Below are 17,516 nucleotides of genomic sequence, written 5' to 3' on the forward strand. Positions count from 1 at the left end.
CGATCGGGCTCAGGGACGGCCGCAGGCGGCCCGGATCCGGCGCGCCCGGGTGTCGGCCCGCACCGCGCGGGCCAGTCCCTCCAGGATCATCCGTCGTTCGGAGGGCCGCCGCCGCTCCCAGGCCGCGGCGGCCGCCGGGTCGGCGTCGAGGGCGGCCTGCAGGTCGTCCGGGACGATCCCGGCCTGCGCGTCGGCCAGGAGCAGCCACCGGCCGTCCGCCTTGGCCCGTTCGACGGCGGCGAGCCCGGCCGGCGCCATCCGGCCCTGGGCCGTGAGCGTCGCGACCAGCTCCCGGTTCACCGTGCTCCAGGCGCTGCGCGGCGAGCGGGGGGTGAACCGCTGCCGGCGGGAGGTGTCGTCGTGGCGCTGGTTGAGGCCGTCGATCCAGCCGACGCACAGCGCCTCCTCGAGCGCCTGCCGGTGGGTGAGGCCGGGCCGCCCGGACCGGGCCAGCGGCAGGACCAGCCAGGCCTCGGTCGCGGTCGCGGCGTGCGCGTCCAGCCACGCCCGCCACTCGGCGGGCGTGGCCGCCTCGACGAGCGTGCTCACGCCGCGGGCTCCGCCGTGTGCAGGGCCAGCCAGTGCGGGTTGTGCATGATGCCCAGGATATTGCCGAACGGGTCGACGACCGAGGCCGTGACGAAGCCGGCGCCGTCGCCGTGCTCGGTGACCGGCTGGTATTCGGTCGCGCCGAGCTCGAGCAGGCGCTCGAGGGTGCCGTGCAGGTCGTCGACGTGCCAGTGCAGGACGGCGCCGCCCGGGCCGGCGGCCGCACCCGGCGGCGCCCAGCGGCGGTCGATGATGCCGATCTCGTCGGCGTCGTCGCCGATCCGGAACTCGACGTAGGCGGGCTGCGCGGCCGGGTAGGCGTAGTACGGCTGGACGCCGAACACCTGCGCGTACCAGTCGCGGGCGGCCACCAGGTCGTCGGCGTAGAGGTTGAGGGTGGCGAATCCACGGAACACGGCGGGCCTCCGGGGCGGGAATGGATGTGACCGATGAACTTAGTTTGACGGTCACACTGTGACCTGTCAAGCCTGTTTGCTGGTAACATCCCCGGCGTGACGCACCCCGACACCGATCCGCTGACCCCGGCCCGGACGCTGGTCAACACCTGGTACGGCCACCTCGCCGGCGGCGGCGACGAGTACCTCGCGACGCCGACCGACCTCGCCCGCTGGTGCCGCTCCACCGGCGTCGACGTCGCCGACGACGAGGTGACCGGTGCCGACCTGGAGCTGGCCCACGCGGTGCGCGAAGGCGTCCGAGCCCTGCTCGCCCGGCACAACGACGCCGCGTGCCCGCAGGACGGCGACGCCCTCGACCGGCTGCGGGCGGTCGCCCCCGGACTGGAGCTGCGGGTCTCGCCCGGGCCGCCGCCGTCGCTGGTCCCGGCCGTGGCCGGTGCCCGGGGCGCGCTCGCGCTGGCGCTGGCCGCGCCGGTGCTGGCCGGCGGGAAGGCCTGGTCCCGGCTCAAGGTGTGCCGGGAGCCGCGCTGCCGGACGGCGTTCCACGACCGATCCCGCAACGGCTCCGGCGTGTGGTGCTCGATGGCGGCCTGCGGGGCGGCCAGCAAGCAGCGCGCGTTCGTCGAGCGCCGGCGCGCTCAGACCCAGGCCCGCAGGCGGGCCAGCGCCTCCTCGATGCCCTCGGAGGTCCCCGCGCACGAGAACCGGATGTAGCTCCCGCCGTCGACCGGGTCGAAGTCGGCGCCCGGCGCCACCGCGATCCCGGTCTCGGCGAGCAGCCGGTAGGTCAGCGCCATCGAGTCCTCACCGGGCCGCAGCAGGTGCGCGACGTCGGCGTAGACGTAGAACGCGCCGTCGGCCGGGGCGAGCCGGTCGATCCCGAGCGCGGGCAGGCCGCGCAGCAGCAGGTCGCGGTTGCGGCCGTAGCGGACGACGTGCGCGTCCGCCTCGGCGTAGCTCGCCTCGTCGAACGCGGCCAGCGCGGCGTGCTGCGGCAGCGCGGGCGGGCACACGGTGAAGTTCCCGGCCAGACCCTCGACGGTGCGGCGCAGCCGTGGCGGGCACACCAGCCAGCCGAGCCGCCAGCCGGTCATCGAGAAGTACTTGGAGAACGAGTTCACCAGCACCGCCTCGCGGGAGGTCTCCCACGCCGACGTCGTCTCCGGGCTGCCCGGGAACGTGATGCCGTGGTAGATCTCGTCGCTGACCAGCTGGATCCCGCGCTCCTCGCAGTGGGCGGCGAGCGCGGCCAGCTCGGCCGGCTCGAGCACGGTGCCGGTGGGGTTCGCCGGGCTGGCCAGGATCAGGCCCTTCACCGGCTCGTCGAGCTCCTCCAGCATCTGCACGGTCGGCTGGAACCGGGTCTGCGGGCCGCACGGCAGCTCGACGACCTCGCAGCCCAGCGCGGACAGGATGTTCCGGTAGCAGGGGTAGCCGGGCCGGGCCATCGCGACCCGGTCACCGGCGTCGAACGCGGCCAGGAACGCCAGCAGGAACCCCCCGGACGAGCCCGTGGTCAGCACGACGTCGCCCGGGTCCACCGCCAGGTCCCGGGTGCGCCGGTAGTGCCGCGCGACGGCCTCGCGCAGCTCGGCGATGCCCGGGGCGACCGTGTAACCGAGCACCTCGGAGTGCAGGGCCGCGACGGCTGCGGCGCGGACCGGCTCGGGGGCCGGGGTGGACGGCTGGCCGGCCGAGAGGTTGACCAGGTCGCCGTGCGTCCGGGCCCGCTCGGCGGCGGCCGCCCACACGTCCATGACGTGGAACGGGGCGACGGCGGCGCGGGCCGCGACGGTGAGCTGGGCGGTGGTCGGTCCGGTCACGGCCCCGAGCGTAGGCGGCCGGGCCGGGGTGCCCGGCCGGGAGCCCGGAACCGGACGCGCGGAGCGTGCCGGTTCACCACGCGCACGGCCGCGGCGCCCCGTCAGGCCCGGGCGACCGGGATGCTGATCTCCCCGCGCTCCGCCCTGAGCGCGATGTCGGTGCGGTGGTGCGAGCCGGCGAGGCGGACCGGCTCCAGCCGCGCGTAGGCCTCGGCGCGGGCCGCGGCCAGGTCGGGCCCGGTCCCGACGACCGAGAGCACCCGGCCGCCCGAGGAGACGACCGCGCCGTCGTCGCGGCGCCGGGTGCCCGCGTGCAGGACGCCCTCGCCGTCCGCTCCGGTGATCACGTCTCCGAGCCGGGGGGTGGCCGGGTAGCCCTCGGCGGCGACCACGACCGTGACCGCGGAGCCGTCGGCCCACTCCAGCGGCGGCTGCTCGGCGAGCGTGCCGGTCGCCGTCGCGTGCAGCAACCGGGCCAGCGGCGTGCGCAGCAGCGCGAGCACGGCCTGGGTCTCGGGGTCGCCGAACCGGCAGTTGAACTCGATCACCGCGGGCCCCTGGGAGGTGAGGGCGAGGCCGGCGTAGAGCAGCCCGGTGAAGGGGGCTCCGCGCGCCACCAGCTCGGCGGCGACCGGGCGGACGATCCGCTCGACCAGCTCGCCGGTCAGCTCCTCGCCGGCCCAGGGCAGCGGGCAGTAGGCGCCCATGCCGCCGGTGTTCGGCCCGGTGTCGCCGTCACCGACCCGCTTGAAGTCCTGGGCCGGCAGCAGCGGCACCACCGTCGTCCCGTCGACCAGGCAGAACAGCGACGCCTCCGGCCCGTCCAGGAAGGACTCCAGCAGCGCCGGGTGGCCCGCGTCGAGCAGGCTCAGCGCGTGCGCCCGGGCGACCTCGACGTCGGAGGAGACGACGACGCCCTTGCCGGCGGCCAGGCCGTCGTCCTTCACCACGTACGGCGGGGTGAACACGCTCAGCGCGGTGTCCAGGTGGGCGGGGTTGTCCACCACGACCGAGGACGCCGTCGGCACCCCGGCGGAGCTCATCACCGACTTGGCGAACGCCTTGGACCCCTCGATCCGGGCGGCCTCGCGCCCGGGCCCGAAGCACGGGATGCCGGCCGCCCGCACCGCGTCCGCGGCCCCGTTGACCAGCGGCACCTCCGGCCCGATGACGACCAGGTCCGCCCGCCACTCCCGGGCGAGGGCCACGAGGGCGTCGTTGTCGGACACGTCGAGCCCGAGCTGCTCGGCGACGGCTGCCGTCCCCGCGTTGCCGGGGGCGCAGGCCAGGGCCGTCACCCCCGGGTCCTGCGCCAGGGACACCGTGATGGCGTGCTCGCGCGCGCCGCTACCCACGACCAGGATTCGCACGGTCGTCGAGCGTATCCGTGCACGTCCGGGGCCGGGGCACCGCCCGTCCGTCGCCGGCCCGGCCACCACCCGTCCGGGTCACGGCGCCCGTCACACCGGGTCGGCGGCCGCCGCCAGATGTGCCCGCAGCAGCGCCGTGACCTGCACCGGCCGCTCCTGCTGCGGGAAGTGCCCGGTCGCCGGCAGCGCGTGGTGGGTGAACCCTGCCCCGACGAAGCGACGGGCCCGCCGCATCGTCGCGTCGAGCACGCACGGGTCCCCGGCGCCGTGCACCTGCAGCACCGGGACACCGACCGGACCGGCGACCGCGCGGGCGAACCGGCGGCCGTCGGTGCGGAACTGCGAGCGCATCGCCCACCGGTAGTACTCGAGGCTGCAGTGCGCGACGGTGGAGATGCGGATGGCCCGGCGGTTGCGGGCGACGGTGTCGGCGAAGTCCGGCGTGGACGTCCACTCCGGCCCCGCCCAGGCCCGCATGATCCGTTCGACGCGCGCGCCGCCGTCGGCCCGCAGCGACCGCTCGGGCAGCCGCGGCAGCTGGAACCCGGCCATGTAGCGGCTGGCCCGGCCCTGGCCGAGGGGGTCGCGCAGCAACGCGTCGCGCATCGTCGTGGGGTGCGGGGCGCCCAGCGCGGTCAGCGACATCACCAGCCGCGGGTGCAGCGCCGCCGTGCTCCACGCGATCGCGGCCCCCCAGTCGTGCCCGACGACGTGGGCCCGCCGCTCCCCCAGCGCCCGGATCAGACCGGCGCAGTCGCCGGCGAGGGTCCACAGGTCGTACCCGCGGGGCGGCTTGTCGGTGTCGCCGTAACCGCGCAGGTCCGGGGCGACGGCGTGGAACCCGGCGTCGCCCAGGGCGAGCAACTGGTGCCGCCAGGTCCACCAGAACTCGGGGAAGCCGTGCAGCAGCACGACGAGCGGGCCGCCCGGGGGACCGTGCTCGACGACGTGGATGCGGATGCCGTTGGCCGACACCGCACGGTGCGTCCAGCGGCCGGGGACCCGGACGACCGACGGGTCCGGCACGGCCACCGGGAGTTCTAGGCGGAGGGGCGGTCGGTGAGCTCGCGGACGTTGTCGCCCTTGCCGCGCTGCGACAGCACCTGGGCGGAGTCCTTCAGGGAGTCGATGGTCCGCTCCGGCTTGCGGATCTTGCGCACCCGCAGGTAGCCGAGCAGGCCGAAGAGCCCGGCCACGAGCAGCATGATCAGGAACGTGATCCCGAAGCCGGCCGCGCGGTTGAGCCACAGCGACAGGAACTCGGCGAGGGTGAAGAACAGGTAGAACAGGCTGAAGAGCCCGATCACCGCGGCGATCACGAAGAAGACGCTGCCCTGCACGCCCTTCTTGACCTCGGCGGTGACCTCGGCCTTCGCCAGCTCCACCTCGGACCGGACCAGGGTGGACAGGTGCGTGGTGACGTCCTTGGCCAGCGCGCCGAGCGAGGCGTCGCGCGGCCCCGGCTCCGGTGTGAGCGGGATCGAGGGCAGGACCGGCGGAACCTCCGCGTTGCCGGACTGGCTGTTGCTGGCCACGGTCATCCCTCCTGCACCCTCGCCTTCCCGGGACGCTGTCCCCCGGACGGCCGTCGATCGATGAGTCGCCATCGTGCCACGTGGACCCCGTGCCCGCTCGGCTGCGCCACGCCGTCCCGTCCCCGGTGGACGGCCCTCACTCGTCCGGACGGCCACGCATCTTCTTGATCTGTCCCCGCCTGGCCTTGGCGTCGAGCCGCCTGCGCTGCGACCCCGCGGTCGGCCGGGTCGCCCGGCGGGTGCGGGGCCCGGGCGCCGTCGCCTCGCCGAGGACCGCCGCGAGCCGGCGGCGCGCCGCCTCCCGGTTGCGCAGCTGGCTGCGGTGCTCGGCGGCGGTGATCGTCAGGACGCCGTCGACCAACCGGGCCCGCAGCCGTTCCAGGGCCCGTGCGCGCAGCTCCGGCGGGATGCTCGGCGAACGCGCGACGTCGAACGACAGCTCGGCCCGCGAGTCGGTGGTGTTGACCCCCTGGCCGCCCGGGCCGGACGCGCGGGAGAACCGCCACCGCAGCTCCCGCTCCGGCACGACGAACCCCCGCCGCACCGGCACCCCGTCGCCGTCCATCCCCCGCATTGTGGACGCCGACGGCCCCCGGGACCCGCCCGGCGGGCTCCGGGGGCCGTCGCGCAGGCCTTCCTACTCCTCCTTGGAGTCCTTCATGCCGGTGGAGATCAGGTCCATGACCGACGAGTCGGCCAGCGTCGAGACGTCGCCGACCTCCCGGTTCTCCGCCACGTCACGCAGCAGCCGCCGCATGATCTTGCCGGAGCGGGTCTTCGGCAGCTCCTCGACGACCATGATCTGGCGCGGCTTCGCGATCGGGCCGATCTCCTTGGCGACGTGGTCGCGCAGCGCCTTGATCGCCTCCTCGCCCTTCGCCGCGTCGGTCGCCGACCCCCCGCGGAGGATCACGAACGCCACGATGCCCTGGCCGGTCGTCTCGTCGGACGCGCCGACGACTGCGGCCTCGGCCACCGACGGGTGGCTGACCAGCGCGGACTCCACCTCGGTGGTGGAGATGCGGTGCCCGGAGACGTTCATGACGTCGTCGACCCGGCCGAGCAGCCAGATCGCACCGTCCTCGTCGTACTTCGCGCCGTCGCCGGCGAAGTAGTAGCCCTGCTCGGCGAACCGCGACCAGTAGGTGTCCTTGTAGCGCTCGGTGTCACCCCAGATGCCGCGCAGCATCGACGGCCACGGCTTGTCGATGACCAGGTAGCCGCCCTCGCCGTTGCCGACCTTGTTGCCCGCGTCGTCGACGACGATCGCCGAGATCCCCGGCACCGGGCGCATCGCCGAGCCGGGCTTGGCGTGGGTGACGCCGGGCAGCGGCGCGATCATGGTCGCGCCGGTCTCGGTCTGCCACCACGTGTCGACGATCGGGCACCGCCCGCCGCCGACCTTCTCCCGGAACCACATCCAGGCCTCCGGGTTGATCGGCTCGCCGACCGTGCCCAGGACGCGCAGCGACGACAGGTCGTACTTGGCGGGGATGTCGTCGCCCCACTTCATGAACGTCCGGATCAGCGTCGGTGCGGTGTAGTAGATCGTCACGCCGTACTTCTGGACGATCTCCCAGTGCCGGCCCTCGTGCGGGGTGTTCGGCGTGCCCTCGTAGACGACCTGGGTGGCGCCGTTGGCCAGCGGGCCGTACACGATGTAGGAGTGCCCGGTGACCCAGCCGATGTCGGCGGTGCACCAGTAGACGCTCTCGCCGGGCTTGTGGTCGAAGGTCACGTGGTGGGTGTACGCCGCCTGCGTCAGGTACCCGCCGGAGGTGTGCAGGATGCCCTTCGGCTTCCCGGTGGTGCCCGAGGTGTAGAGGATGAACAGCGGGTGCTCGGAGTCGAAGGACTCCGGGGTGTGCTGGTCGGACGCGGCGTCGACGACGTCGTGCCACCACAGGTCGCGGCCCTCGGTCCACGGGACCTCGGTCTCGGTCCGCCGGACGACCAGGACCTTCTCGATCGTGGTGCCCTCGACGGCCTGGTCGGTGTTCTCCTTCATCGGTGCCGGCTTGCCCCGGCGGAACTGGCCGTCGGAGGTGATGAGGACCTTCGCCTCGGCGTCCTCGATGCGGGCCTTCAGCGCGCCCGGCGAGAACCCGCCGAACACCACGCTGTGCAGGGCACCCAGCCGGGCGCAGGCCAGCATCGAGAAGATCGCCTCGGGGATCATCGGCAGCTGGATCGCGACCCGGTCGCCCTTGCCGACACCGAGCCCGGCCAGCGCGTTCGCGGTCTTGGAGACCTCGCGCTGGAGGTCGGCGTAGGTGATCGTGCGGCTGTCACCGGGCTCGCCCTCCCAGTGGATGGCGACCCGGTCGCCGTTGCCGGCCTCGACGTGCCGGTCGGCACAGTTGTAGGCGACGTTCAGCTGCCCGCCGACGAACCACTTCGCGAACGGTGGCTCCCATTCCAGGACGGTGTCCCACTGCTTCGTCCAGTCCAGGCGGTTCGCCTGCTCCGCCCAGAAGCCCTCGCGGTCGGCGTCGGCACGGTCGTACCAGTCGGCCGTGGCGTTGGCCTGTGCCGCGAAACCCTCCGGCGGAGGGAACGACCGGCTCTCGGTGGACAGTGCGTCCAGAGCGCTGCTCTTCTCGGACTCGGCCATGTCCTCGTGTCCTCCTCGACGCGGCGGTGTTACGGGCCGTGATCACGGCCACAGGCGCACTCGGTGTGCGCACACGTGTGCGGACCGACGCTAGTGAACACGGTCCGTCTCCGCACCGTCTGAGGGGACAGGACGGCCGGTCGCCGGTGCAGGTGGGGATCGCGGCGGAGGCACGGCCGGTGCGTGCGGATCGCCGACCGCCCGGACCGGTGGCCGACGGGCGGTCGACGATCGGCCGACGAGCGGTCCCGCCGCCGGATCGGGCCCTCACCGGAGGGTGGGGTGGCGCGGCGGCCGCGGACCGCTACCCGACGGTAGGGCACCGGCTGCGACGATGACGCCATGGCCGGCACCTCCACCGACGATCCGCTCGCCCCGCTCGCGGCACTGCCCGGCGTGCCCGAGGCGGTCGCCCGGGCCAGGGACGCCGCGACCGAGGTGCACAACCAGCCCGTGAACCGGCGGGGCTGGCCGGCGACGGCGGCCGAGGCGGCCCTGCGCGCGGCCCGGTCGTCGGCGGCGCTCGACGGTGCGCCGCTGCGCCCGGCGACCTCCGACCACGTGTCCGACCCGGTCCTCGCGGGCGCGGTCCGGATCGCCGACGAGCGGGCCAAGCTCCTGGAGGTCTGGGGCCGTGCCCCGCTGCAGGGGCTGGCCCGGCTGCACGTGCTGGCGGCGACCGACCTGGTGCCGGTCGAGGCGCACGAGACCGACCTGGGCCGACCCCGTCCCGGCACGGCGGCGCGGCTGTCGCTGCTGGCCGACCTGCTCGGCGGCGGGACGTCGGTGCCGGCCCCGGTGCTCGTCGCGGTGGTGCACGGTGAGCTGCTGACGCTGCGCCCGTTCGGCACCGCGGACGGGGTGGTCGCCCGCGCCGCGGCCCGGCTGACGGCCATGTCGTCGGGCCTGGATCCGCGCGGCTTGTCGGTGCCCGAGGTCGGGTTCCTTCGCCGGGCCGCCGAGTACCGGGCGGCGGCCGAGGCGTTCGCGACCGGGTCCCCGGAGGGGCTGGCCCGGTGGATCACGCACACCTGCGCGGAGTGGGAGGCCGGCGGGCGCGAGGGGCTGTCGATCGCGGCCGCCCGGTCGGGCTGAGCCCGGTCGTCACCCCACAAACGAGAGCCGGGCGGCGCCCCCGAGAGAGCACCGCCCGGCTCGACGCGAGATCCGGCTCCTAGCGTGCACTACGTGTCGTGTCCGGTGGCCTCGGCGCCCGGCGTCCCGGTGCGCAGGCCCACGACGACATGCCTCCCGCGGCGTGCTCGGCGTTGGAAGTACCCGGCTCTCGCGTACGGAGCCCGGACGGGGGAGGCGGGCTCTTCTCTTCCGAACCGCCCCTGGCCTGACCGGGGTCCGTGCCTTCGTTCCTAGTCCCTGCAGTGTGGCCTGAGCAACCCTTCCGAACGGCTGCATCGATTCAGCCTCGGTGGGTGATCGGGCGCCGTCACCGTCCGGACCTGCGATAACGCCCGGACGGCGGTCGCGGACGGGTCCGGAGCGGTCCGTCCCGGGGCGGTGGCGGGTGTCCCGTCACCGGGGCGGGGCGTGCAGCAGCGGCAGGACGACCTCGTCCACGATCTCCACGATCGCCGCGTCCGTGATCGGGGTGCCGGCCATCAGGAACCGGTGACGCATCAGCGCCACCCCCGCCTCCAGCCGGCACGGCGTGACCGAGGTCGCGTCGATCTCGCCGCGCTCGACGGCGCGGCCGGCGACCACGCGCATCACCGCCACCCCGGTGCCCCGCGCTCCCGCCCGCACCTCGGCGGCGGTCTCCGGGGAGGTCAGCACCTCGCTGAGCAGTCCTCGGAAGGCCTCCCCGGCGGGCCCGTCGAGGCTGCCCGCGATGCTGCGGAACAACGCGAGCAGGTCGCCGCGCAGGCTGCCGGTGTCCTCGGGGTGCTCCGGCGAGGGCAGCAGGTGGTAGACGGCGTCCATCACCAGGCCGGCGCGGTTCGGCCAGCGCCGGTAGAGCGACGCCTTGCCCGCGCCCGCACGCTCCGCGACGCGCTCCATGGTGAGCCGCGCGTAGCCGCCGGCGGCCAGCTCGTCCAGGGTCGCCTCGAAGATCGCCGCGTTCAGCGCGTCGCCGCGGCGCCGGGTCCTCCGGGCCGCCGCACCACCCGGCGGGGTGCTCCGGTCGTCCACGCTCGGTGTCCCTTCCCGTCGTCGGGCGATCCGGCCCGGTCGGCGGAGGAGTCTAGGCGGGCCGCACCGTGCCGGTGTCGCCGTCGACCCGCACCCGGAGGCCGTCGGCGAGCACCGCGGTCCCGCGGCCGGTCCCCATGATCGCCGGGATGCCGTACTCGCGGGCGACGATCGCGGCGTGCGACCCGACCCCGCCGGCGTCGGCCACGACCGCGGCCGCCCGCTGGAACAGCGGCGTCCAGGACGGGTTGGTGTACGGGCAGACCAGGACGTCGCCGCTGCGCATCCGGTCGAACTCGTCGGCCGAGCGGATCACCCGGACCGGTCCCTCGGCGCGGCCGCCGCAGGCGGGGGTCCCGGCCACCAGCGCGTCCCCCGGGACGGTGCGGGTCGCGCCGAGGGCGTGCAGGTTCAGCATCGGGACGCCGGCCAGCTCCTCGCGGGCGGCGGCGCGGCGGGTCACGGTCGCGCGCAGCCGTGCGCGGCGCTCCGGGGTGAGCCCGGGCAGTCGCTCGATGCCCTCCAGCTCGTCGAGCCGCAGGTGGAAGACGTCGTCGGGGACGTCCAGCACGCCGTCGCCGGCGAGCCGGTGGCCGATCTCCAGCAGGGCATCACGCAGCGGCGGCAGCAGCCGGGTGAAGTGGAAGTGGGTGTCCTCGCGCAGCTTCATGCCCTCGCGCACCCGACCGACCAGCCGGCGCACCCGGCGCCGGGCACGCTCGCTGCGGAGCAGGGGGTGGCCGAGCAGCCGGTCGAGCGCCTTCCCGGCCCGGTCGGGCCGGGCGGCCGGCGGGTCGGAGGCGAGCAGCTGGACCAGGCTGAGCACGGTCTCCGGGCTGTCCCGCCAGGTCGGCGCGGAGACGTAGAGCGCGCTGAGCGTCTCGCGGTGCCCGTACTCGGTCAGGAACCCGCGGAACGCGGCGGCGAAGCCCGGGTGCTCGTCCAGCGCCGCGGCGAGCTCGCCGGGCGTCCGCGCGGCGAACGCGCCGGCCAGCTCCCGGTCGTCGCGGACCCGGCCGGCCAGCGCCTCCAGCCCCCGGTTGGCGTCCTCGGTGCGGGTGACCGCGCCGAACATCAGGTCACCGAGGTCCGCGCCGCGGTGCAGGACGGCCAGGAGCAGCCGCAGCTGCGCCATCGGCACCACCCAGCCGGCCAGGTAGTCCACCCGTAGCGCGGTCATGCCGGGCAGCAACGCCAGCACCGCGGCCGGGCGGCGGCGCAGCTCGACCCAGTCCAGGTCGGTGGCGGGCCGCGCGGCGAGCCCGGCGAGGTCGCGCTCGAACGCGGCGAACCGCGGGTCCTCGGTCCAGCGGGCCGGGTCGAACCTGCGGCTGCGCGCGTACAGCTGGAACGGCCGGGCCGGGGTGAGCGCGGTCGGCCGCGGGGACGGTGGCACGAACCGGGTGACCACCCCGTCCCGCTCCGGCAGCACGGCGCCGACCGGCGGGAACCGCGCGCCGGCCAGGCCGTGCAGCATCTCCGCGACCATGCCCAGCAGCGCGCCGGTCCAGGTCGTGACGTCCAGCGGGTACGGGCGGCCCTGGAACATGTCCAGCAGGATCGGCGCCACCCGCCGCTGGATCGGGTCGAGCCGCAACGGTTCCGGCGGCACGGCCGTCATCGGCCGGGCCTGCAGCAACAGCACCCGGTCACCGGCGGACGCCCACTCGACGTCCATCGGCCGCGCGTAGTGCTCGGCCACGGCCCGGCCGAGCCGGACGAGCTCGGCCAGCAGCGCGGCCGGCGGCCCGCCGGCCGGCCCGCCCTCACGGTGCGCGACACCGCCGCCCTCGACGGCGCCGACCACCACCTCGCCGCGCCCGGCGACGTGCTCGAGCACCGCACCGGCCGGGTCGAGCTCGTAGTGCTCCGGGGTGACCAGGCCGGACACCACCGCCTCGCCGAGCCCGCGCCCGGCCTCCACCACCAGCCGCTCGCGGTCGCCGGTCACCGGGTGCGCCGTGAACAGCACCCCCGCCCAGTTCGCCGCGGCCATCACCTGCACCGCCACCGCGATCCGCACGCCGGCCGGGTCGATCCCGATCCGCCGGCGGTAGGCGACCGCCCGGTCGGTCCACAGCGACCCCCAGCAGCGGCGGACGGCGTCCAGCAGGGCGGCCTCACCGGCGACGTTGAGGAAGGTGTCCTGCTGGCCGGCGAACGCGGCACCGGGCAGGTCCTCGGCGGTGGCGCTGGAGCGCACGGCGACCGGTCCGCCGCCCAGCGCGGCGTAGGCGTCGAGCAGGTCCTGCCGCAGGTCGTCCGGGATCTCGGCGCGGGCGAAGCCGTCCCGCAGCCGCGCCGCCGCATCCGGTGCCCCGGCGCGGGCCAGGTCGTCGAGCCCGTTGTGCGCGGCGACCCGCGCGTAGGCCGCGGTGGTCACGGCGAACCCGTCCGGCACCGGTAGCCCGGCCCGGATCAGCTCGCCCAGGTTGGCGGCCTTGCCGCCGACCGCCGGGAGATCCTCCCGGCCGAACGCGGCCAGCGGGGCGACGGCCCGCTCGGGGGTCGGGGCGGGACGCAGGTCGGTCATCTCGGCTCCTCCGGTCCGGTGGCGGGCGCGTGGGCGGTCTCGCGCAGCGGGCGCGCGGGCAGCAGGAGCGCCAGCACGAACGCCAGCGCCATGAGCGGGGCCGCGTAGCCGAGCAGCGGCGTGAACGCGTCACCGAACGCCGTGCCGACCGCCGCGCGGTCGCCGGGGTCCAGCCCGGCGAGCTCGTCCGGGGCCAGCCCGGCCGCACCGCCGACCGCGACCTGGTCGGGCGCCCGGGCCGCGAAACGCAGGTTCAGCAGCGCCCCGAAGATCGCGACGCCGGCCGTGGCCCCGATCTGGCGCAGGAACGTCACCGCCGCGGTCGCGGCGCCCAGGTCGCGGTAGTCCGCGGCGTTCTGGGCCACCAGGACCATCACCTGCATCACCAGCCCGATCCCGAGGCCGAGCAGCGCGAGCAGCGCGGCGACCAGCGACGCGGGCCCGCCGGCGCCGACGGACGCCAGCAGCACCAGCCCGATCGCCGCGACCGCCGTCCCGGCGATCGGGTAGGGGCGGTAGCGGCCGGTGCGGGTGATCAGTCGTCCGGACAGGATCGTGGTCAGCAGCACGCCGCCCATGAGCGCGGTGATCGGCAGCCCCGCCCCGGTCGCCGTCGTGCCGAGCGAGATCTGCAGGTAGGCGGGCATGAAGCTGATCGCGCCGAACAGGGTGAACCCGATCAGGAACGCGGTCGCGGCGGAGACGGCGATCGCCGGGTCCCGGAACAGCCGGCCGGGCAGCACCGGGTCCGCGGCGCGGCGGGCACCGAGCACCCACCCCGCGGCCCCGGCCAGCAGCACCGCGGCGGCCACCGGGACCAGCCAGCCGGGCGCCCCGTCCCGGCCCGGCGCCGTGCCCAGCACCGCCACCCCGGCGGCGACCGCGGCCAGCCCCGCGGCGCCGAGCACGTCCAGCGGGAGGCGCGTCCCGGCCGGTCGCGGCAGCCTCAGCGTGGCCGTGACCAGGACCAGCGCCAGCAGGCCCAGCGGCGGGTACAGGGCGAAGATCCATCGCCAGGACAGCGCGTCCACGACCAGCCCGCCGAGCAGCGGCCCCGCGACCGCGGCGACGACGTAGGCGGCGCCGATCACGCCGAGGTAGCGCCCGCGCTCGCGCGGGCTCACGATCTCGCCGATCACCGCCTGGGCCCCGATCATCAACCCGCCGCCACCGGCGCCCTGCACCACCCGGGCGGCGATCAGCCAGGTGATCGAGCCGGCGACCGCGCTCCCCACCGCGCCGGCGACGAACACCACGATCGCGGCCTGCAGCAGCGGGCGGCGGCCGTAGCGGTCGCCGAGCTTGCCGTAGATCGGCATCACCGCGGTCGCCGACACCAGGTACGCGGTCACGATCATCGACATGGAGTCGAGCCCGCCGAGATCGGCGGCGACGAACGGCAGGGCGGGGGCCAGGACGGTCTGGTCCAGCGCGCCCATCAGCATGACGATCAGCAGGCCGAGCACGGCGGCGCCGCGCGGCCGGTCTGCGCCCGGCGCGGCGGGTGGCGTGTCGCCGGGCATCGGCGCCCCCGAGGTGAACGGACCCCAACCCGGCCCGACGGCCGGGTTCACACCCGAAGCTAGACCCGCGCTGTAGTGAACGCAACGTTTCTTATTTCGATAGGCTGCCTGCTCACCCCGGAACGGCCGCGCGGGCCTTACCGGCTCCTCGCAGTTGAGGGTGTAGTCCGGTCGGCGCGTCGGTGGCCGGGTAGGGGTCGAGGTCTCCCGAGGATGGGGGTGACCATGATCTCGGGCTCGAAGTGCTCGCGCAGCGGTTGGAGCCCGATCGGGCGATTCTCCGGTGCCGGGTTGTCGAGCCCGACAAATGGTGTCGTCGCTGCGGATACCAGGGCGCGGCCAGGGACACGGTGGTCCGGCGGTTGGCGCACGAGCCGTTCGGGTGGCGGCCCACGGTGTTGGAGGTCAGCCTCCGCCGACACCGTTGTAACGCCGCCTCCGACGACCCGGAACACGGACCGACGACGCGCCGCGAGCCGTCAGTCGCCGACGCTGCCGTCGATCATCTCGCGCAGGACGTCCGCGTGGCCCGCGTGCCGGGCGGTCTCCACGATCACGTGCAGGTACATCCACGTCAGCTCCCTGCCCCGCGGGGTGGTGCCGGCGTAGTCGAGGCTGTGCTGGGCGGCGATCTCGCGGGAGCGGTCGCACTCCGCCTGGTAGGCGGCGATGACGTCGTCGAGCTTCTCGTTCGGCTCCAGCCGCAGGTCGGCCTCCGGATCTGCGTCGGTCCACGGCGGCGTGGGCAGCTCCGCGGCGGGGATCTGCCCGATCTGCTCGGCGAACCCGCCCAGTTCCACCCACCGCAGGTGTTTGATCAGGCCGCCGAGGTTGGTGCCGGTCGGCACCGGGCTGCGCCGGGCGTCCTCCTCCGACACCCCGCGGGCCTTGCGCACGACGGCGTCGCGCAGATAATCCAGGAACGTCTCGAGCTGCTCGCGCTCGCTGGCGGCGACCACGCTGCCGAGGATCTCACCGGGCCTGGTCATGGCCGGAACATAGCACGCGGGCCGACCCTCGCACCGGGGCCATTCTTGGGCTCTTCGCAGTCGCAATTGAGGGTGTAGTCCGGTCGGCGCGTCGGTGGCCGGGTAGGGGTCGAGGTCTCCGAGGATGGAGGTGACTATGCCGTCCATCTGGAAGACCTCGACGTGTCTGACGCTACCTTCGCCCGCCCTGACCTGACCACGTCCGCTCGTCTTGATGATCTCGGGCTCGAAATGCTCGCGCAGCGGTTGGAGCCCGATCGGGCGATTCTCCGGTGCCGGGTTGTCGAGCCCGACAAATGGTGTCGTCGCTGCGGATGCCAGGGCGCGGCCAGGGACACGGTGGTCCGGCGGTTGGCGCGAGCCGTTCGGAGTGGCGGCCCACGGTGTTGGAGGTCAGCCTCCGCCGATATCGGTGCACCGGGTGCGGTCACGTGTGGCGCCAGGACACGTCGCGGGCCGCCGAGCCGCGGGCGAAGCTGTCGCGACGTGGCCTGTGGTGGGCGCTGGACGCCCTGGTGCGCCAACACCTGAGTGTCGCCCGCGTCGCCGACGCTCTGGGGGTCTCGTGGAACACCGCCAACGACGCGGTCCTGGCCGAGGGTCGCCGGGTCCTGATCGACGAGGCGTCCCCAGCCCGTTCAGCGAGTGCGAGCACGTCGGCGGCGCGCTTGGTCAGGGTGCGGCCGAACACCTCCGCGGCTCCGCCCTCTCGATTGTGAAGAGCCGCTTTACCCTGCGCCGACCACCCCGGCACACGTCGCGGGCGGCGGTCGCGGGCGGGTCCGCCGGCGGTCAGCGCCGCGAGCGGGACACGGTCACCCCGACGGCGAGCACCGCGAGCACCCCGCCGGTCACCGCGGCCGCCCGCAGGACGGAGTTCGCGCCGCCGGAGAACCGGTCGGACAGCCGGTCGCGGAGCCGGAACAGCCGGTCCCGCCGCGACGCCGCCCGGACGAAACCGAGCACCGGCCACCCCCGCTCCCGGGCGACCGCGCGGAGCTCCCGGTCCGGGTTGACGACGGCCGGCATCCCGACCGCCTCCAGCAGCGGCAGGTCGGTGATCGAGTCGGTGTAGGCCGCGCACCGGGCGAGATCGAAGCCGCACTCCGCGGCGATCTCCCGTGCCGCCCGCGCCTTGCCCTCGCCGTAGCAGTAGAAGTCGATCTCGCCGGCGTAGCGGCCGTCCACGACCCGCATGGTCGTCGCCCGGAACCGGTCGACGCCGACCAGCGCGGCGATCGGCTCGACGACCTCCAGCCCGGACGCCGACAGCAGCACGACCGCCGAGCCCCGGGCCCGGTGGCGCTCGATCAGCCGCACCGCCTCCGGGTAGACGAGCGGGCCGATCACCTCCTGGAGGGTCCCGGCGACGATCCCACGGACCCGCTCGACCTCCCAGCCCTCGCAGACCAGGGTCATCCGCCGGCGCAGGGTGTCCATCGTGGCGGCGTCCGCGCCGGACAGGACGAGCAGCAGCTGCGCCCACGCGCCCCGGAGCACGGTGGCCCGGTCGATGAGGCCGTGTGCCGCGAACGCGCGGGCGAACGCCAGCGCGCTGGACCCCGCGATGATCGTGTTGTCCAGGTCGAGGAACACCGCCTGCGGCGCCTCGGCGGGACCGGGGGACGGTTCGGCGGCGGGATCCGCCGGGGCGGGGTCGGCAGGCACGCGCCCAGCGTGCCCGAGCCGCGGCTCCCCACCGGAACCGCCCCGGCCCCGGGGTCGCGCCCGGCCCGGACACGACCGCCGCGGAGGCGCTGCCGGGCCGGAACCACCGCCCGCACCGTCCGTCCCGCCGCACCGGCGGGGACGGCGCGGTGACCGGTGTGCGGGCCGATGCACAGCGTGACCGGCCGTACGCGACCGGTCGCCCGGACGCGCTCACCGGTGGCGGCGCCGATTCACCCGCCCGGGCCGGGTCTGCACGCCCCGCCCGAGACCGGTCGGCGCAGGCCACGGCCGGAGTATGGGCGGGAACGCCGGATTGCGGCTACAGTTGGGTGAGCTCGGACT

At 75.2% G+C, this 17,516-nt stretch carries 15 protein-coding genes and 2 pseudogenes; 4 read left to right on the plus strand and 13 right to left on the minus strand.

Translation table 11 applies throughout. The features are described 5' to 3' along the window. Window positions 1-9: 9 nt before the first annotated feature. Both H7X46_RS23985 and H7X46_RS23990 read right to left on the minus strand, forming a co-directional pair. The gene (locus H7X46_RS23985; protein WP_186361514.1) at window positions 10-549 is read right to left on the minus strand and encodes a YdeI/OmpD-associated family protein; all 540 of its coding nucleotides are present in this window, start codon (window positions 547-549) and stop codon (window positions 10-12) included. Next, complete coding sequence (locus H7X46_RS23990) at window positions 546-965, minus strand: VOC family protein (RefSeq protein WP_186361515.1); 420 nt, start codon at window positions 963-965, stop codon at window positions 546-548. The genes H7X46_RS23985 and H7X46_RS23990 overlap by 4 nt, the downstream gene beginning before the upstream one ends. Window positions 966-1,061: 96 nt before the next feature. Between H7X46_RS23990 and H7X46_RS23995 the strand changes: the two genes are divergently transcribed. Next, window positions 1,062-1,682 (plus strand): CGNR zinc finger domain-containing protein, encoded by a 621-nt coding sequence (locus H7X46_RS23995; RefSeq protein WP_222131409.1) that lies wholly within the window; start codon window positions 1,062-1,064, stop codon window positions 1,680-1,682. Here H7X46_RS23995 and H7X46_RS24000 read toward each other — a convergent pair. The 6 genes from H7X46_RS24000 to acs form a co-directional block, all read right to left on the minus strand. Beyond that, window positions 1,607-2,791 (minus strand): pyridoxal phosphate-dependent aminotransferase, encoded by a 1,185-nt coding sequence (locus H7X46_RS24000; RefSeq protein WP_186361516.1) that lies wholly within the window; start codon window positions 2,789-2,791, stop codon window positions 1,607-1,609. The genes H7X46_RS23995 and H7X46_RS24000 overlap by 76 nt on opposite strands. 101 nt (window positions 2,792-2,892) lie before the next feature. Beyond that, window positions 2,893-4,161 carry a phosphoribosylamine--glycine ligase gene (purD, locus tag H7X46_RS24005; RefSeq protein WP_186361517.1) on the minus strand — a complete coding sequence of 423 codons (1,269 nt, stop codon included), beginning with the start codon at window positions 4,159-4,161 and terminating at the stop codon, window positions 2,893-2,895. 90 nt (window positions 4,162-4,251) lie between these two features. Next, complete coding sequence (locus H7X46_RS24010) at window positions 4,252-5,193, minus strand: alpha/beta fold hydrolase (protein WP_186361518.1); 942 nt, start codon at window positions 5,191-5,193, stop codon at window positions 4,252-4,254. A gap of 8 nt (window positions 5,194-5,201) precedes the next feature. Continuing rightward, window positions 5,202-5,702, minus strand: coding sequence for a phage holin family protein (locus H7X46_RS24015; RefSeq protein ID WP_186361519.1), 501 nt, complete (start codon window positions 5,700-5,702; stop codon window positions 5,202-5,204). Window positions 5,703-5,832: 130 nt separating this feature from the next. Beyond that, window positions 5,833-6,261 (minus strand): alternative ribosome rescue aminoacyl-tRNA hydrolase ArfB, encoded by a 429-nt coding sequence (arfB, locus tag H7X46_RS24020; RefSeq protein WP_186361520.1) that lies wholly within the window; start codon window positions 6,259-6,261, stop codon window positions 5,833-5,835. A gap of 72 nt (window positions 6,262-6,333) precedes the next feature. Next, complete coding sequence (acs, locus tag H7X46_RS24025; protein WP_186361521.1) at window positions 6,334-8,310, minus strand: acetate--CoA ligase; 1,977 nt, start codon at window positions 8,308-8,310, stop codon at window positions 6,334-6,336. 342 nt (window positions 8,311-8,652) lie between these two features. Here acs and H7X46_RS24030 point away from each other — a divergent pair, with 342 nt between their 5' ends. Then, entirely contained in the window at window positions 8,653-9,405 is a 753-nt protein-coding gene (locus tag H7X46_RS24030; RefSeq protein WP_186361522.1) for an oxidoreductase, read from the plus strand. 435 nt (window positions 9,406-9,840) lie between these two features. Here H7X46_RS24030 and H7X46_RS24035 read toward each other — a convergent pair whose 3' ends face one another. Genes H7X46_RS24035 through H7X46_RS24045 form a run of 3 tightly spaced genes read right to left on the minus strand, consistent with a single transcriptional unit; the run spans window position 9,841 to window position 14,514 of the window. Beyond that, the gene (locus H7X46_RS24035; protein WP_186361523.1) at window positions 9,841-10,458 is read right to left on the minus strand and encodes a TetR/AcrR family transcriptional regulator; all 618 of its coding nucleotides are present in this window, start codon (window positions 10,456-10,458) and stop codon (window positions 9,841-9,843) included. 52 nt (window positions 10,459-10,510) lie between these two features. Next, window positions 10,511-12,991 (minus strand): PEP/pyruvate-binding domain-containing protein, encoded by a 2,481-nt coding sequence (locus H7X46_RS24040; protein ID WP_186361524.1) that lies wholly within the window; start codon window positions 12,989-12,991, stop codon window positions 10,511-10,513. After that, window positions 12,988-14,514, minus strand: coding sequence for an MFS transporter (locus H7X46_RS24045; protein WP_186361525.1), 1,527 nt, complete (start codon window positions 14,512-14,514; stop codon window positions 12,988-12,990). The genes H7X46_RS24040 and H7X46_RS24045 overlap by 4 nt, the downstream gene beginning before the upstream one ends. A gap of 227 nt (window positions 14,515-14,741) precedes the next feature. On the opposite strand from H7X46_RS24045, the pseudogene H7X46_RS24050 reads away from it, so the two are divergent. Beyond that, window positions 14,742-14,943, plus strand: a pseudogene (locus H7X46_RS24050) (ISL3 family transposase); the annotation flags it as partial. A gap of 50 nt (window positions 14,944-14,993) precedes the next feature. On the opposite strand, the gene H7X46_RS24055 reads toward H7X46_RS24050, so the two are convergent. Further along, on the minus strand, window positions 14,994-15,503 hold the full coding sequence (locus H7X46_RS24055; protein ID WP_186361526.1) for a DinB family protein: 510 nt from the start codon (window positions 15,501-15,503) through the stop codon (window positions 14,994-14,996). A 162-nt stretch (window positions 15,504-15,665) separates the two neighbouring features. Between H7X46_RS24055 and H7X46_RS24060 the strand changes: the two are divergent. Beyond that, a pseudogene (locus H7X46_RS24060) lies at window positions 15,666-16,141 on the plus strand (ISL3 family transposase); the annotation flags it as partial. 154 nt (window positions 16,142-16,295) lie between these two features. Here H7X46_RS24060 and H7X46_RS24065 read toward each other — a convergent pair. Next, window positions 16,296-17,171 (minus strand): HAD family hydrolase, encoded by an 876-nt coding sequence (locus tag H7X46_RS24065; protein WP_186361527.1) that lies wholly within the window; start codon window positions 17,169-17,171, stop codon window positions 16,296-16,298. Window positions 17,172-17,516 lie beyond the last annotated feature (345 nt).

The sequence above is a fragment of the Pseudonocardia sp. C8 genome (assembly GCF_014267175.1).
In the GTDB taxonomy this organism is placed as follows: Bacteria; Actinomycetota; Actinomycetes; order Mycobacteriales; family Pseudonocardiaceae; genus Pseudonocardia.

Bases quoted from the DNA above. Each gene is read 5' to 3' on its own strand.
- H7X46_RS24015 (WP_186361519.1), bottom strand. From the start codon at position 5,702: ATGACCGTGGCCAGCAACAGCCAGTCCGGCAACGCGGAGGTTCCGCCG.
- arfB (WP_186361520.1), bottom strand. From the start codon at position 6,261: ATGGACGGCGACGGGGTGCCGGTGCGGCGGGGGTTCGTCGTGCCGGAG.
- acs (WP_186361521.1), bottom strand. From the start codon at position 8,310: ATGGCCGAGTCCGAGAAGAGCAGCGCTCTGGACGCACTGTCCACCGAG.
- H7X46_RS24030 (WP_186361522.1), top strand. From the start codon at position 8,653: ATGGCCGGCACCTCCACCGACGATCCGCTCGCCCCGCTCGCGGCACTG.
- H7X46_RS24040 (WP_186361524.1), bottom strand. From the start codon at position 12,991: ATGACCGACCTGCGTCCCGCCCCGACCCCCGAGCGGGCCGTCGCCCCG.
- H7X46_RS24045 (WP_186361525.1), bottom strand. From the start codon at position 14,514: ATGCCCGGCGACACGCCACCCGCCGCGCCGGGCGCAGACCGGCCGCGC.
- H7X46_RS24055 (WP_186361526.1), bottom strand. From the start codon at position 15,503: ATGACCAGGCCCGGTGAGATCCTCGGCAGCGTGGTCGCCGCCAGCGAG.